This is a genomic window from Flavobacterium xueshanense (assembly GCF_900112975.1).
Classification (GTDB): domain Bacteria; phylum Bacteroidota; class Bacteroidia; order Flavobacteriales; family Flavobacteriaceae; genus Flavobacterium; species Flavobacterium xueshanense.
On sequence record NZ_FONQ01000020.1, the window covers coordinates 43,323 to 58,636 of the forward strand.

12 protein-coding genes, 1 other RNA gene and 1 pseudogene are annotated in these 15,314 nt (G+C 33.1%); 10 read left to right on the forward strand and 4 right to left on the reverse strand.

Going from position 1 to position 15,314, the window contains the following annotated elements:
- Positions 1–279: 279 nt before the first annotated feature.
- Both BMZ76_RS16545 and BMZ76_RS14570 read left to right on the forward strand, forming a co-directional pair.
- A pseudogene (locus BMZ76_RS16545) lies at positions 280–414 on the forward strand (DNA alkylation repair protein); the annotation flags it as partial.
- Positions 415–456: 42 nt separating this feature from the next.
- Positions 457–2,241, forward strand: coding sequence for a chloride channel protein (locus BMZ76_RS14570; RefSeq protein ID WP_091208574.1), 1,785 nt, complete (start codon positions 457–459; stop codon positions 2,239–2,241).
- A gap of 59 nt (positions 2,242–2,300) precedes the next feature.
- On the opposite strand, the gene rnpB is transcribed toward BMZ76_RS14570, so the two are convergent.
- Positions 2,301–2,620: RNase P RNA component class A (gene rnpB / locus BMZ76_RS14575), an RNA gene on the reverse strand.
- A 121-nt stretch (positions 2,621–2,741) separates the two neighbouring features.
- On the opposite strand from rnpB, the gene BMZ76_RS14580 reads away from it, so the two are divergent.
- The 6 genes from BMZ76_RS14580 to BMZ76_RS14605 all read left to right on the forward strand — a co-directional run bounded on the left by BMZ76_RS14580 (position 2,742) and on the right by BMZ76_RS14605 (position 7,635).
- Positions 2,742–3,050: a hypothetical protein gene (locus BMZ76_RS14580; protein ID WP_091208578.1), complete on the forward strand. Its 309-nt coding sequence runs from the start codon at positions 2,742–2,744 to the stop codon at positions 3,048–3,050.
- Positions 3,051–3,123: 73 nt separating this feature from the next.
- Positions 3,124–4,236 carry a class I SAM-dependent methyltransferase gene (locus BMZ76_RS14585; protein ID WP_091208582.1) on the forward strand — a complete coding sequence of 371 codons (1,113 nt, stop codon included), beginning with the start codon at positions 3,124–3,126 and terminating at the stop codon, positions 4,234–4,236.
- A 161-nt stretch (positions 4,237–4,397) separates the two neighbouring features.
- Positions 4,398–4,709 (forward strand): hypothetical protein, encoded by a 312-nt coding sequence (locus tag BMZ76_RS14590; protein WP_091208587.1) that lies wholly within the window; start codon positions 4,398–4,400, stop codon positions 4,707–4,709.
- A gap of 12 nt (positions 4,710–4,721) precedes the next feature.
- Complete coding sequence (locus BMZ76_RS14595; protein ID WP_091208590.1) at positions 4,722–5,786, forward strand: DNA topoisomerase IB; 1,065 nt, start codon at positions 4,722–4,724, stop codon at positions 5,784–5,786.
- Between the two features lie 113 nt (positions 5,787–5,899).
- Complete coding sequence (dnaX, locus tag BMZ76_RS14600; RefSeq protein ID WP_091208630.1) at positions 5,900–6,985, forward strand: DNA polymerase III subunit gamma/tau; 1,086 nt, start codon at positions 5,900–5,902, stop codon at positions 6,983–6,985.
- A 155-nt stretch (positions 6,986–7,140) separates the two neighbouring features.
- Positions 7,141–7,635 carry a DNA polymerase III subunit gamma/tau gene (locus tag BMZ76_RS14605; RefSeq protein WP_244281832.1) on the forward strand — a complete coding sequence of 165 codons (495 nt, stop codon included), beginning with the start codon at positions 7,141–7,143 and terminating at the stop codon, positions 7,633–7,635.
- A 12-nt stretch (positions 7,636–7,647) separates the two neighbouring features.
- Here BMZ76_RS14605 and BMZ76_RS14610 read toward each other — a convergent pair whose 3' ends face one another.
- From BMZ76_RS14610 to BMZ76_RS14620, 3 genes are all read right to left on the reverse strand, one after another.
- Positions 7,648–8,538, reverse strand: coding sequence for a Ppx/GppA phosphatase family protein (locus BMZ76_RS14610; RefSeq protein WP_091208595.1), 891 nt, complete (start codon positions 8,536–8,538; stop codon positions 7,648–7,650).
- 81 nt (positions 8,539–8,619) lie between these two features.
- Positions 8,620–10,707: a polyphosphate kinase 1 gene (gene ppk1, locus BMZ76_RS14615; RefSeq protein WP_091208599.1), complete on the reverse strand. Its 2,088-nt coding sequence runs from the start codon at positions 10,705–10,707 to the stop codon at positions 8,620–8,622.
- A complete protein-coding gene (locus BMZ76_RS14620) occupies positions 10,704–11,189 on the reverse strand; it encodes a SixA phosphatase family protein (protein WP_091208602.1) in 486 nt (161 codons plus the stop codon). Before BMZ76_RS14620 ends, ppk1 begins: the two co-directional genes overlap by 4 nt.
- Before the next feature lie 378 nt (positions 11,190–11,567).
- Here BMZ76_RS14620 and BMZ76_RS14625 point away from each other — a divergent pair, with 378 nt between their 5' ends.
- On the forward strand, positions 11,568–12,158 hold the full coding sequence (locus BMZ76_RS14625; protein ID WP_091208606.1) for a hypothetical protein: 591 nt from the start codon (positions 11,568–11,570) through the stop codon (positions 12,156–12,158).
- Positions 12,159–12,200: 42 nt separating this feature from the next.
- A partial coding sequence (locus BMZ76_RS14630; protein ID WP_091208610.1) for a hypothetical protein occupies positions 12,201–15,314 on the forward strand: 3,114 nt, incomplete at its 3' end.

A 15,314-nucleotide genomic window follows, 5' to 3' on the forward strand; every position in this document is an offset into this window, starting at 1 on the left:
GAATTTAAAGTGAATTATAAATAGGAAGATATTCAACTGATTGAAAAACGAATATCTAACAACTCTTGCTGGGATAGCGCGGACAACGTTACTATTTACATTTTAGTAAAGTGTCTATTGGAATTTCCATTAGACACTAAAAATGTAATAATACCTTTTTCAAATTCGGATAATGTGTGATTGAATTGAACTGCAATTTAATTTCAATTGGGTTACGAACAAAAAACAAATCCTGATTTTTTGTTCTCATAATGCGCAAAACAGTCACATTTTAAGGTTTTTTTTATCCAAAAAGTAATTGATTGGGCGTTGAGGGAATATGCGAAAATAAATCCAGAAGTTGTGCGGCAGTTTGAGGCAAATTGTAATTTACTACCTTTAAGCGCAAAAGAAGCGTTGAAAAATATTTGTTGAAATTAAAATAATAGTAATTTTGCACCCCTCTTAAAAATTATCATGTTCAAAAAATATATTTCCAAATTAGAAACAATAATAGCTTTTGCACAATCTCTTTTAACGCCAAAGCAGTTTATATTTTTATCAGCTGTTTTAGTTGGTATTTCATCTGCCTTTGCCGTAATAGTTTTAAAAACTTTTGCGCATTGGGTTTTTTCTTTCGCTACTTATGTCAGTGGAATATTAAAATTAGGGTTCATCAACAGTATTTTACCCATAATTGGTATTCTGCTTACCGTATTCGTTGTTAAAAGGGTATTAGGAGGAACAATTCAAAAAGGGACTTCACAAATTTTGTATGCCGTTGCAAAAAAAGCGAGTATTATCCCTAAAAAACAAATGTATGCCCAGATCGTCACAAGTTCCCTAACCGTTGGTTTAGGAGGTTCTGCGGGTTTAGAAAGTCCGATTGTAATTACCGGAGCAGCTTTTGGATCAAATTATGCTCAAAAATATAAATTAAGTTATAAAGACAGAACGCTCCTTATCGGTTGTGGTGTTGCCGCAGGTGTTGCCGCTGCTTTTAATGCGCCAATTGCCGGGGTTTTATTTGCAATCGAAGTATTGCTGGTTGATGTTAGTATCGCCGCATTTACGCCCATTATGATTGCAGCTGCCACAGGCGCTTTAGTTTCCGTAATTGCATTAGATGAAGGTATTTTGCTTTCGTTTAAACAACAGGAAAGTTTTGATTATCATAACATCGCTTATTATATTCTTTTAGGTTTGTTTACCGGATTTATTTCGGTTTATTACTCCCGTAATTTTCAGAGAGTAGAACATTTTTTTGCGAAATTTAAATTATCTCCTTATAAAAAAGCGTTGTTTGGTTCTTCGATTTTAGCCATTCTAATTTTTATTTTCCCAACGCTTTTTGGAGAAGGTTACGAAAGTATCAAAACATTATCTGACAATGATCCCGGGAAATTACTTGAAAACACATTGTTTAGCGGTTTTCGTGACAATAGCTGGGCTTTATTGATTTTCGTAGGCTTTACGATGATGCTAAAAGTTTTTGCAACTGGAATTACTTTAGCCAGTGGCGGTAATGGTGGTAATTTTGCTCCTTCCCTATTTTTAGGATCATATGTTGGTTTCTTTTTTTCTAAATTTTTAAATCTGACAGGACTTACTAAATTACCTGTTAGTAATTTTACATTAGTTGGAATGGCCGGAATTTTAAGTGGGCTTTTTCACGCTCCTTTGACTGCAATTTTCTTAATTGCTGAAATTACTGGAGGGTATAACTTGATGATACCGTTAATGATTGTGGCCTCTATTAGTTTTGCAATTTCAAAACGATTTGAAAAACACTCTATGGATGTTAAGAATTTAGCTCAAAAAGGCCATGCTTTTACAAGTAATAAAGATACGAATGTCCTCTCTACATTAGAAACAAATTCTATTATCCAAACTGATTTTTTGACTATTGCCCCCGATGAGAATTTAGAAAAATTAGTGGATTTAATTTCGCATTCTAACCAAGTGATATTTGCAGTTGTAGATGATAAAAATCAACTTTTGGGAATTGTACATTTTAATACAATTCGGGAAATCATATTTAATAGTTATCGGGTCAAATACACGCTGGTAAAAGAAATTATGATGAAGCCTATCGAAATTGTCACTCCAGATGACAGTATGGAAACTGTCATGGATAAGTTCGAAAAATCTAAAGTTGCATTCCTTCCGGTACTCAAAAATGACGAGTACTATGGGTTTATATCCAAATCAATTGCACTTGAAGCTTATAGAACTAAACTAAAATCGATGACAATAGATTAATTTTAATATTCTAAGAATTCACCTTTTTCATCCAAAAAAATTTGATTTGGAGTTAAATAAAAAAATGCAGACCTATAAGCCGGATTCTGTCTCCAATAAATTAGAGCCTCATCATTTATCTAGATCCCGCATTACTGCGGGACTCAAGCTATCTACCCTTCAACAACGGACGAGAAGCCCTTAAATGCTGATATACTTGATATTTCACCGCATAGAGTTTACCTGGTTTCACTACAGCATTACCTGTACATACTTTCTGTTGCACTTGTCCTAATCCCGATAAATCGGTACCGACGGGTATTACCCGCTATGCTTCCCTCTGGTGTCCGGACTTTCCTCCCTTTTGAATACTCAAAACGGCGATAAGGCGGTCTGCGGTGCGAAATTACACTATTTTTTTGTGTATCTCTATTTTAGACAATTTACTTTCACAACCATTTTACAACGACTTAATAATAAATTAGTTACCTTTATATTTCACAATTAATCTTTCGTTATTTATGAAACCTTCCTATCATTATACCACAGTTTTAGAAGCTTTAGAGGATTTAAAAGAAAAAGGGTTTACCTATGATTTTAATATTCATCCAAATGACATTAAAACTAATCCCCATAATTATAAAGTAAATCATGTATATCGCTACGAGGGCGACACTGATCCTGCAGAAGAATCAGTGGTTTACGGCATAACTTCAGATTTAGACATAAGAGGAGTTTTTGTGGCGGGATTTTCAGCTAATTCGGATGATGATGCTGCGCTTTATTTGGAAAAGCTATGTATCGATGGCGGCGGACAGTGCAAACTCTAATTTTGCTCTATTATTTTTGTAACAATGTAAAACTGCTTTTTGAAAGTATCAATAAAATATTTATCTATTCGCAATGCAGTTATCCGAAATAATAATTCAGCGAATCAAAAAAGAAGGTCCTCTATCTTTTCACGATTTTATGGAAATGGCACTGTATCATCCTGAATTAGGCTATTACAATGCAACACAAACTAAAATTGGAGCTGATGGAGATTTTTACACTAGCCCGTATATCTCTGCTGATTTTGGTGCCATGATCGGGCGCCAAATTGAAGAAATGTGGAAGAATTTAGGAAAAGAACCTTTTAAAATTATTGAGTATGGAGCTGGTACGGGTTTATTATGTCATGATATCTTAGATTATCTCAAAAAAAATGATGCTTTGTATAGTACCTTAAACTATTGCATTATTGAAAAAAGTGTCAGCATGCGCGAAATTGAAAAGCGATATCTGAAAGAAAAAGTCAGTTGGTACAACTCAATCCAAGATATTCCCCAAATTAACGGTTGTATAATATCAAATGAATTAATTGACAATTTTTCCGTACATCAGGTCATTATGGAAGAGGAACTTAAAGAAGTATTTGTAGATTACAAAGAGGGTTTTGTTGAAATTTTAAAACCTGCCAGTAAAGAACTGAATCATTATTTTAAAACATTAAACGTACAACTGCCGAAAGGGTTTCGCACAGAAGTCAATTTGCAGGCAATATCGTGGATAAAGGAAGTTTCTTATTCACTTCAAAAAGGATACATTATTACAATAGATTATGGATCATTGTCCAGTGATTTATACACTAATCGTCGAAGTTGCGGTACACTATTATGTTATCACAAACATCAAAAAAACGACAATCCCTATCAATTTATTGGGCAACAAGACATTACAACACATATAAATTTTTCCGCTTTATCCCAATGGGGTTTACAGTATGGAATGGAGTGTTGCGGAATGGTAGATCAAGCACAATTTTTATTAGGCTTGGGTATAAAAGAGTATCAAAATGTTGCTTTAGTAAAAAATCAAAATAATTTACAGTCAGCAGCCCATGAAGCACTTATGAATTATAGATTATTGGTGGATATGGGGATAAAATTTAAAGTTTTGATTCAACAAAAAAAAGTACCTAAACACACTTTATCAGGTTTGAAGTTTTTAAATTCATCATTAACTATCTCGCGTTAAGAATGAAATCATAAACATTCTGCACAACCCATAATCAGTTGTGACAGAACCAAAAATTACAAGTGAAAAATTTTACAATACTTAACAATAATTATATAAAAATTTATAACTGTTATAAGTATACCTTTAATTAAATAAAATTAACCCATAAAAAAAATATCATGGATAAGCGAATGTATCATTATGCGACTGTTTCTAAAGCTTTGGAAGAATTAAAAGAAAAAGGATTTACAATCGATTTTAACGTTCAAGAAAAAAGGATAATTGACAGTCCGGATGATTTTGAAATAGTGCACCTATATCGCTATGAAGGAGAGAGTGATCCTGGAGATGAAGCAACGGTTTTTGGTATTAAATCAAGTACCGGAGAAAAAGGTGTTTTTGTAGCAGGACTATCTGCATTTGCTGATAACAGTGCCGCTATGGTTTTGAATGAACTGACGATTAAAGGAAGAGAAGATCGTCCTGAATAATATTACAGTACAATGAACCGCTTACAATCTAAGTTAGAAAAAATGGGTAGGGATCCCATAATTACAGCAAAAGCAGTAAGCCTTCGCTATTGTGTAAATTATAGTAAAGGTTATTTTAGAATCAAAAGAAACAATACCTACCATTACATTGATCAAAATGAGAATTCAATTAATGATCCTGAAATCTTAACCCGAATTTTAAAATTAGTGCTTCCGCCTTCATGGGAAAACGTATGGATTTCGCCTTATGAAAACGGTCACTTGCAAGCTACAGGGGTTGATTCTAAAGGTAGAAAACAGTATCGTTATCATGAGCAATGGAACAAAATCAGAAATCAATCTAAATTTTATCGCATTCAAAGTTTTGCTTTAGCCTTACCTTTGATTCGAAAACATGTGGAACAAGATTTAAAAAATAAAAATTTAACTTACGAAAAAGTTATTGCGCTCGTAATAAAACTAATAGAGATAACTAATATTCGTATTGGAAATGAAGCATACAAAAAATTATACGGCTCATTCGGATTAACTACTTTACAAGATAGACATGTCGGATTTCAAAATTCAAAAATTCGATTTGAATTTACAGGTAAAAAAGCTGTCAAGCATAAAATCAGTTTCATCAGTAAAAAATTAGCGACATTAGTCAAAAGATGTAAAGATATTCCCGGACAAGATTTGTTTCAATACTATGACTTACAAGGAAATCATCATACAATTGGTTCGGCAGATATAAATAATTACTTAAAAAACATAACAAATCAAGATTTTACGGCTAAGGATTTTCGGGTTTGGTCAGGAAGCGTAAACGCGTTAAGTGCGTTCCAAAAATTAAAACCACCAATATGTCAAACGGAATCTAAACGCAAAATAATCGAAGTAATTGATGAAGTTGCATTAAAACTGGGCAATACAAGATCCGTTTGTAAAAAATATTATGTTCATCCAACTGTCATTGCTGCATTCGAAAAAGGTTCTATTTGGCAATACAAATCCAAAAAAATTAATGCTAAATTTCTGCCTGAGGAATACGCACTACTTAAGCTACTTGATAAAGAAATAATTGCAAATATTTAGAATAAATTTTTAGGAAATCTAGTTTTAATTTGTCTCAGGCCAACACTTAAATTGTGTTTTATTTTTTGTTATTTGAATTACCAAAACCTATATTTGTGCTTGAATTAATTTCTATGGAACAATTTGTTGTATCGGCACGTAAATATCGACCTCAAACATTTAAAGATGTTGTAGGACAAAAAGCCATTACTAATACTTTACTAAATGCCATAGAAAGCAACCATCTTGCTTCTGCACTCTTATTTACGGGACCACGTGGTGTTGGCAAAACTACTTGCGCTCGTATTTTGGCCCGAAAAATAAACCAGCCAGGATACGATGATCCCAATGAAGATTTTGCTTTTAATGTTTTCGAATTAGATGCAGCTTCCAACAACTCTGTGGATGATATAAGGAATTTAATTGACCAAGTTCGGATCCCACCACAAACAGGACAATACAAAGTATATATTATTGATGAGGTTCACATGTTGTCATCGGCAGCTTTCAATGCTTTCCTAAAAACACTGGAAGAACCGCCTAAGCACGCCATTTTTATTTTGGCAACGACCGAAAAACATAAAATTATTCCAACGATACTTTCTCGTTGTCAGATATTTGATTTCAAAAGAATTACCGTAAAAGATGCTAAAGAACATCTTGCCGAAGTCGCTACTAGTCAAGGCGTAGTTTTTGAAGATGATGCTTTGCATATCATTGCTCAAAAAGCGGACGGCGCCATGCGTGATGCTTTATCTATTTTTGACAGAGTCGTTTCTTTTTGTGGAAAAGACTTAACGCGTCAGGCCGTTACGGAGAATTTGAATGTGTTGGATTACGAAACGTACATCAACATTACCGATTTGATTTTGGAAAACAAAATCCCGGATTTATTAATGGCGTTCAACGAAATTCTTTCTAAAGGATTTGATGCGCATCATTTTGTATCCGGATTGGCTTCCCATTTCAGAGATTTGTTAGTTTCCAAAACACCTGCAACGTTAACTTTATTAGAAGTTGGTGAACAAGCACAACAAATGTATGGTGTGCAGGCACAAAAATGCAGTCAAGACTTTTTATTAAAAGGAATCGAGATTGCAAATGATTGTGATCTAAAATACAAACTGAGCCAAAATCAACGACTTCTTGTTGAACTTTGCTTGATGCAACTTGCCTCTATCACTTTTGATGGAGAAAAAAAAAAGTTGAACAATATATAATTCCACCTACTTATTTTAGAAAGAATGATTATTCAATAACGGTTCAAACAAAAATTGAAGATTCAAAACCTGCCATCCCAGTTTTAGAATCAGTTCAATTAAAAGAACCGGAAACTACAATTGACGTACCGTCAATTCCAGTTCCTACTCCTACAGTGAAAATTAACATTCCACAATCGAATGAACTAAAGGTTTCTGCGTTTTCATTAGCTAGTATTCGCGCCAAAAAAGCATTAGAAGAAAGCAGTAAAGGAATTGTAAAAGAAGTGCTTCATTTGCCAACTGAATCTTTCTCAGAGACAGAAATGTTGCTGCAATGGAACAAATACGCGCAACGTTTAGGAGACAAAGGCTATAAAATCATGGAATCGTTATTACTCATCAACGATCCAAAATTAAATGGAACCGCAATTACAATTGAATTGCCAAACGAAGGCTCAAAATTAGATTTTGAAAAAGAAATACATGGCCTTTTAGGACATTTGAAAGGGCATTTACACAATCATGACATTACAATTGAGGTTGTTGTCAATGAAAGTATAGAAAATAAAAGAAGTTTTAACGACCAGGACCGCTACAATAGATTATTGGAAATAAATCCAAACATTGAGCTGTTACGCACAACATTTGGATTGGATTTAGACGCATAATCTATATTAAAATTAAATTTTACCGTAGTACATTGCTTTTACAATTCCATCCGAAAGACCAATCTTTGGTACATAAATATTTCTTGCTCCACTCCATTTCATGGCATTCAGATAAATTCTTGTGGCAGGAATAATTACATCGGCACGATCCGGATTGAGACCTAGTTCAGATATTCTTTGCTCATAAGAAAGAGAATTTAAAAACGCATATTGCGAATTCATATAAATATAAGAAAGCGGCTTTTCTTGTAATTTCCCCGACATTTTAAAAAGCTTATTTATATTTCCACCAGAACCTATCAGCGTAACTTCATCAAATTCTTGCGTATTTGTTTTAATCCATTTTTCAATTTCATCCCACACCACATCGCAGACCATATCATTCAGTAAACGAACGGTTCCAGCTTTGAAAGATCTTGAAATGATCATTTTACCATTAGAGAACAAAGTAAATTCGGTACTTCCACCGCCAACATCCACAAAAAGATAGGTTTGATCCGTTTTTAACAAATGATGTAAATCAGTCGATGCTATTAAGGCAGCTTCTTTTTTACCATCAATAATTTCTATTTTTATATCAGCTTTTTTCTTAATCAATGCTACAACTTCTTTACCATTATAAGCTTCTCGCATCGCAGAGGTCGCAAAAGCCATGTAACGTTCTACTTTATGTACTTTCATCAAAAGATTAAAAGCCTTCATGGCATCACACATTCTCTCAATATTCTCTTCTGAAATTTCACCAACTGTAAAGGCGTCCTGACCAAGACGAATAGGTACACGAACGAGGGAACTTTTGTTGAACTGAGGCTCTTTACCTTCCTGTTCCACGATATTAGCAATCAACAAACGCATGGCATTAGAACCAATATCAATTGCTGCATATTTTTTTATTTTAATCATTTCCAATTCGTTATTTACTAATTATAGTGTAGAATTCTTAATTATAGGAGTGCAAAATCCAGTCCAGATATAAACAATTAATTATACTTTTTCTTTATCAGGCACAACTTCTTCCTGTTTTTTTTGATAGTATTTATACGTTTCAAATTGCGCTCTAAAAATAGGATTATGATTTCTTGTACGGTATTTATTATCTAATTTATACGAATGAAAACGCGCTTTCACGTTACCTTTCCAGCCAATATCAAAATTATCAATCAGTTCATTTTTTATTCCCTGATCGTAAATTGGACACGTTACTTCGACCCTTCCGTCAAGATTTCTGGTCATAAAGTCTGCTGATGAAATGTAAACTTCCGTTTGCCCTGCATTGCCAAAAATATAAATTCTGGAATGTTCCAGATAATTATCCACAATACTTATTGCCTCGATATTATCACTCATTCCGGGAATTCCGGGAATCAAGGAACAAATTCCTCTTATTTCAAGTTGAATTTTTACACCGGCTTTACTTGCTTCATATAATTTATCAATCATTGCAAAATCAGATAAACTATTCATTTTTAATTTTATATGCGTTTTTCTTCCTGCCAAAGCATGTGTAATTTCCCGATCAATCAACTTTACGAATCTCGTTCTGGTATAATGCGGCGAAACAATAAGGTGTTTGTAGCGATGCACCCTGTAATTGATGTCAAAGAACTCGAATATCCGCATGATGTCTTTCAAAATCTGTTGATGACTGGTAAAAAGAGTAACATCAGTATACACTTTCGCAGTAGATTCATTAAAGTTACCGGTTGAAATAAAACCATATCGTTTTATTTTGTCATTCTCCATTCTTTCGATAACACATATTTTACTATGTACTTTAAGTCCTTTTATTCCAAAAATGAGTTCAATACCTTCCAATTGCATTTGTTCAGCATAGGAAATATTGGAAGCCTCATCAAAACGAGCTTGCAATTCAATTTGAACGGTTACTTTTTTTCCATTTTTGGCCGCATTTATGAGAGAACTGATAATTTGCGAGTTTTTTGCCAATCTATACAAAGTAATTTTTATCGAAATTACTTTAGGATCTAACGCCGCTTCACGCAAAAACTTGGTCAAATAGGAAAAGGATTGATAAGGCGCATTTAATAAATAATCTTTCTCGCTTATTTTTTCGAGCATACTTCCTTCAAGACTTAATCCCGGAATAGGAAGCGGATCATTCGTTTGGTACAACAAATCATATCTTCCAAGATTTGGAAAATTCATATAATCCCTTCTGTTATGATATCTTCCGCCAGGAATGATGCTGTCAGTGGACACAATTTTCATTTTGTCCAAGAAAAAATTCAAAGTATCTTCTTCGATTAATTGGTCGTAAATAAAACGTACTGGTTCTCCAATTCTTCTGTCTTTTACACTTAATGATATTTTTTCGATCATACTTTTACTCAAATCACTATCAATGTCAAGTTGTGCATCTCTGGTAATTTTTATCATGTGAGCCGAAACGCTTTTGTAGTCAAAAATATTGAAAATATTACTCAGGTTGTGTCGAATAACATCATCCAGAAGAATGACATACTGTTTTTCGTTATTAGACGGTAGCACAACAAAGCGGTTAATCATTTTGGGAATTTCGATAACTGCATACCGTACTTCTGAATTTTTATTCATAACCAATTTGATCGCTAAATATCCCGAAGTATCTTTTAATACTGGAAATTCAGCTAAATCATTTAAGATAATCGTTACCAATTCAGGGCTTACTTTTTGAATAAAAAAATCTTTTAGAAAAATTTCTTGTTCAATCGTAATATCCGATTCGGTAATGATAAATATGTTTTTAGTTTCAAGTTCGTTTTCGATAATATTTAAAATTCGCAAACTTTCAGATTGTTGCTGTATGACAATTTCAGTAATATCTTTGACTAATTGTTGCGCTGAAATACCTCCCAAATATTTTTCTCCAGATATACCCGTTAAACTTAATCGTCTGATAGCTGCAAAACGAACTCTGAAAAACTCATCTAAATTATTTGAAAAAATACCTAAAAAACGCAACCTGTCTAATAACGGAACCGAATGATCGCCAGCTTCTTGAAGTACTCTTGCGTTGAATGCCAACCAACTTTTTTCTCTATCAATATATTTATATTCTAATACTTTATTCATCTTAGATCTTTGGGGAATATTATTTTTTTTATTTTACCATTCTTTATTTTTTTCCAATCATCAGCATCAAATTTTAACCATACGAAACCAGCTGTTGGAACATTTTCGATAAAAATATCTCCAAATCTATTAACAAAATCTGTAATTGCCGCATTATGTCCAAAAAGAATAACACTTTCAAAAATATTACTGCATGATTTAATAACATTCTCCAGATTCTTTTCATCAAAAGTATAAAGGTCGTCTTTGTAAACAATACTTTCGACAGGATATAAAATATTTTGAGCAAAAATTAACGCCGTATCAGTGGCTCTTTTAGCAGAACTACTCTTGATTATATAGGTTTTAGGAATCAAATCTTTGGCTTGAGCAGCAACAAGATGAGCATCTTTTATTCCTTGACAGGTCAAAGCACGATTTTTATCATGGATGGGAATCTCCCAACTTGATTTTGCATGGCGGACCAAAATTAAGTTTTTCATGTTGGAAAAATTTCTGTTTTCGATTAATAAAATTGATGAAATACAATTTACAAAACAAAAAATTATAATATTATTTTTTAACTTTTTATTCTATATAATCTTGATTAAAATTTTTAAATATATACCTAATAAAAGATTGAAACAACTCCTAATATAAAGTTAAAAGAAAAAGAGGAATTGTTATTATAGCCTGATATTACTGCAAATAGGCTAACAGTTTAATATATTTTTTTAAGATTAAATTAGCAAAACATGCGCTTCACCGAGTATTTAGGTTGTTGACAGAAAAAAGAAACAACTGTAATTTATTACGTATAATTTAGTCCTTTATTAATTTCCCAATTCCCAAAAAACCTAATTCTAATCCTCATAGTTTACATGGAAAAAAAATACTTTACCTCAAAAAATAGGGTCTCAGACTTTTCTAATTTTTTTAATAATTCATCCAGTGAACTTTTAAAAAAATTAGTCTTCGTTTGTTTTACATTATTGGCAAGTTTAGCTTCTGGTCAAGTATTAAAATCCAGTGATAAAACTCCTCAAGTGATGGAGGTAAAATCTTTTATAGCAACAATGAAGAAATCTGAGCAAAATTCAAGATCAGTAAATCCTGAATCTAAACGTTTGGAAAATTTATTGAATGATGTACAACAGACCCTTTACTTTTATTCTGGCAAAGTTGAAAGTTATGGAGATAAACCAAACTCTTTGTTTACTAATACAAAATCTTTGAACGCAATTGCCTCGTCAAACATCGACATTGAAGATATTGAAATTGTAACTATTAAAATTGATAACAACGCTGATTTAAATATTCCAATTGATTTATCAGTACTTTCTACATTTTCTAAGTTAAATTATGTGTACATCCTGTCTAATATTAGTAGTAGTGAAACTTCTATAATCAAACTTATTAAAAACATTAATCCGCGATATACTGTTTTTTATAAAATAGACCAAAGCGAATAAATCTAGATTAGATAACAACCTACAATTATTATTATTATTATTATGAAAAAACTGTACTCCAAATCTAAAATAGTTTACCCAATATACCGTCTTTTTTTTATAGCAATCTTTTTTTTAGGATTTGCGTTTTCTTTGAATGCGCAGGTAAAAGTTCCTTTTAAGGAGAGGACTTCGACATTTTCACCACTTAAGAAAACGTATAATGTAAAAGGTGATTTTACGATGATTGGTAATACCAATTTAACATTACAGAATTATGGTGACAATGTTACCAATGATAATCCAATGATTTATGTTGACATTGATAACGATTCAAAAACTTGGAATTCATCCTCGTCAACCTTATCATTACCTGCAGATAATGGAACTGCTTCTTCTTGTTCAAATATTGTTTATGCAGGATTATATTGGACAGGAAGAGCGTCAGATAGCGATACCAATAATTATATCGTAGCTGCATCGAAAGATGGTGATAACAAAAATTTTGACAAAAGAGTTATCTCATTAAAAGGACCTGGAGAATCCAAATACACGAATATAACCGCAAGTTCAATAGGGAACGTCAATGAAATTTATTATCCAAATAATTTAGATGGATACATGTATTCTGCTTATGCAGAAGTTACTCAATATGTAAAAGATAACGGAGTTGGAGAGTATTTTGCGGCTGATATTGCTCTTAAACAAGGAAGCGGTGGTGGAACTGGATTTTATGGTGGTTGGGGATTAATTGTTATTTACGAAAATTCAAGCATGAAAAATCGTGACATCACTGTTTTTGATGGACATGGTTACGTAAAAGGTTCTACAACAATAAATCACGAAATTGATGTTACAGGTTTTAATGCAGTACCTTCAGGAAATGTTGGTATTAAACTTGGAATGATTGCTGGCGAAGGCGATAGAGGAATATCCGGTGATTATTTTCAGATTCAAAAAAAGAACTCCACTAATTATTTAAGTCTTAACCATTCCGCAAATTCGACTAACAATTTTTTTAATTCTTCGATACAAACGGGAGGAAATCAAAGGAATCCATCACTTGTAAATAATACAGGATTAGACATTAGCATGTTTACCATTCCTAATACAGATAATTCCATAATAGGTAATAACCAGACATCAACAAAATTCAAATACGGTTCAACACAAGACACCTATGTCATATTTGCAATAGCAATGGCTGTTGATGCCTATGTTCCCGATATCGAAGGTATTATTACTGCCACAAAAATCGATAACGTTCCAGTTTCTGGCACTAGCCCTACAACAGCTTTACCTGGTCAAGAGTTAGAATATAAAATTCAAATAGAAAATAGAGGTACAGAAGCCATCAACAATACAAAAATTGTTATACCAATACCTTACAATGCCACATATATTGCAAATAGTGCTTCTAAAACCATTAATTTCACACCAAACCCTTCTCCTAATACCTTAATTTACGAACCTACAACTGGGGCAAATGGTTCTGTTGTTTGGGATTTTGGTACTTTACCGCTACCTGCTAACGGAGATAAAAATAGCGTATTAGCAGAACTTACGTTTAAATTTAAAATTACCGAAGATTGTACATTATTAAAAAATGCTAACTGTAATAATGTAGTTTCAGTCATTGGTTTTTTAAGTGGTACCGGATCAGTATCTACAGTAAAAGTTATCGATAAATCTTTAATTCAAGGCTACACCTCAGGAGGTAATTGTCAAGGAACCGCAATTCCAACTCCTTACATAACAACAATCGATGCTGCTGCTTATGTCAATGCAAATTGTCAGGCTACTCCACCAATCACTGCGTTTACATTTTGTAACGCTGGAAGTACTATTCCAATTACCGCTGTAGCTGGTGCATTTCCTACTGGAGCAACATTTTACAACTCGTATCCAGTTGTTAGTGGAACAACAATTCAATATACAATAAATAAACCATTTCCTGCAACTGTTGGAACTTCTACATATTATTCAGTACCTCCAGGGGTTGGTAGTGGTTGTTATTTCCAATTTACCATTACTGTTTCAAGCATTACGTCATTGCCCATAGTAACTGATGTAAAATATTGTATTGGTGAGAATACAGTACCGCTAATCGCCACTGCAAGTAATCCTTCGTATAATTTATATTATTATACTAGTGAAACATCATCAGCTCAAATGTCTATTACTCCATCGTCAACTACTGTTGGAGAAACTACATATTATGTTGCCGAAGGTCAAACTAATTCTTGTATCGGTCCAAAAAAACCAATAAAAGTTACTGTTTATCCAAAACCAACAGTTACCGCACCTGTAAATAAAACTTTTGAAGGATGCGAAACTGATGCAATAACTGATTTATCTTACAGTAAAACAGACATAAATATTACATTATCACAGTTTACAACAGCCGGAGGCACTTTTCCGAATAGTAGCAACGTTAGTACCTATTCCATTTCCTATAAAGATTCGAAAAGTGGAAGTTGCCCAATAACGGTTGAAAGAACCTTTAAAATTACAACAATCTGTGGTTCTACTATTGTAAAACAAACCATTAAAATTCTAGATACAACTGCACCTACAATTACTGGTACTTTATCTGATGTAAATGTAGAAGGTTGTTCTCTTACCGATCTTCCCCCAGCTGTAAAAACAGTAGCAGCTTTAGAATTATTAGGCTTGTCAATTAGTGATAATTGTACAACTGATCTAAAAATGACTATTACAAATTCAGATATTATAAATGGAAACTTACCCACTGTTATTATTAGGACTTACACAATATCTGATAAATGTAATAATCAAACTACAGTAAATCAAAAGATTATTGTAGATGATACCATTGTTCCTGTCACTCCTATTTTGTCAGATGTGACCGGACAATGCTCTGCTACTGCAACTGCTCCTACAACTACGGATGTTTGTAGTGGAAATTCTATTGTCGGAACAACTACGGATGCTTTAACATACAATGCTCAGGGTACATACACCATCACTTGGACTTTCAATGACGGAAAAGGAAATAATGTCACAGCAACTCAAAATGTTATTGTAAAAGATACTGTGAAACCAACCATCACCTGTGCCATGCCTGTAACTGTGCCTGTGGATGCGGCTTCTTGTACTACAGCTAAAGCCAATGTAACTCTTGGAACTCCAACTACTACTGATAATTGTGGGGTG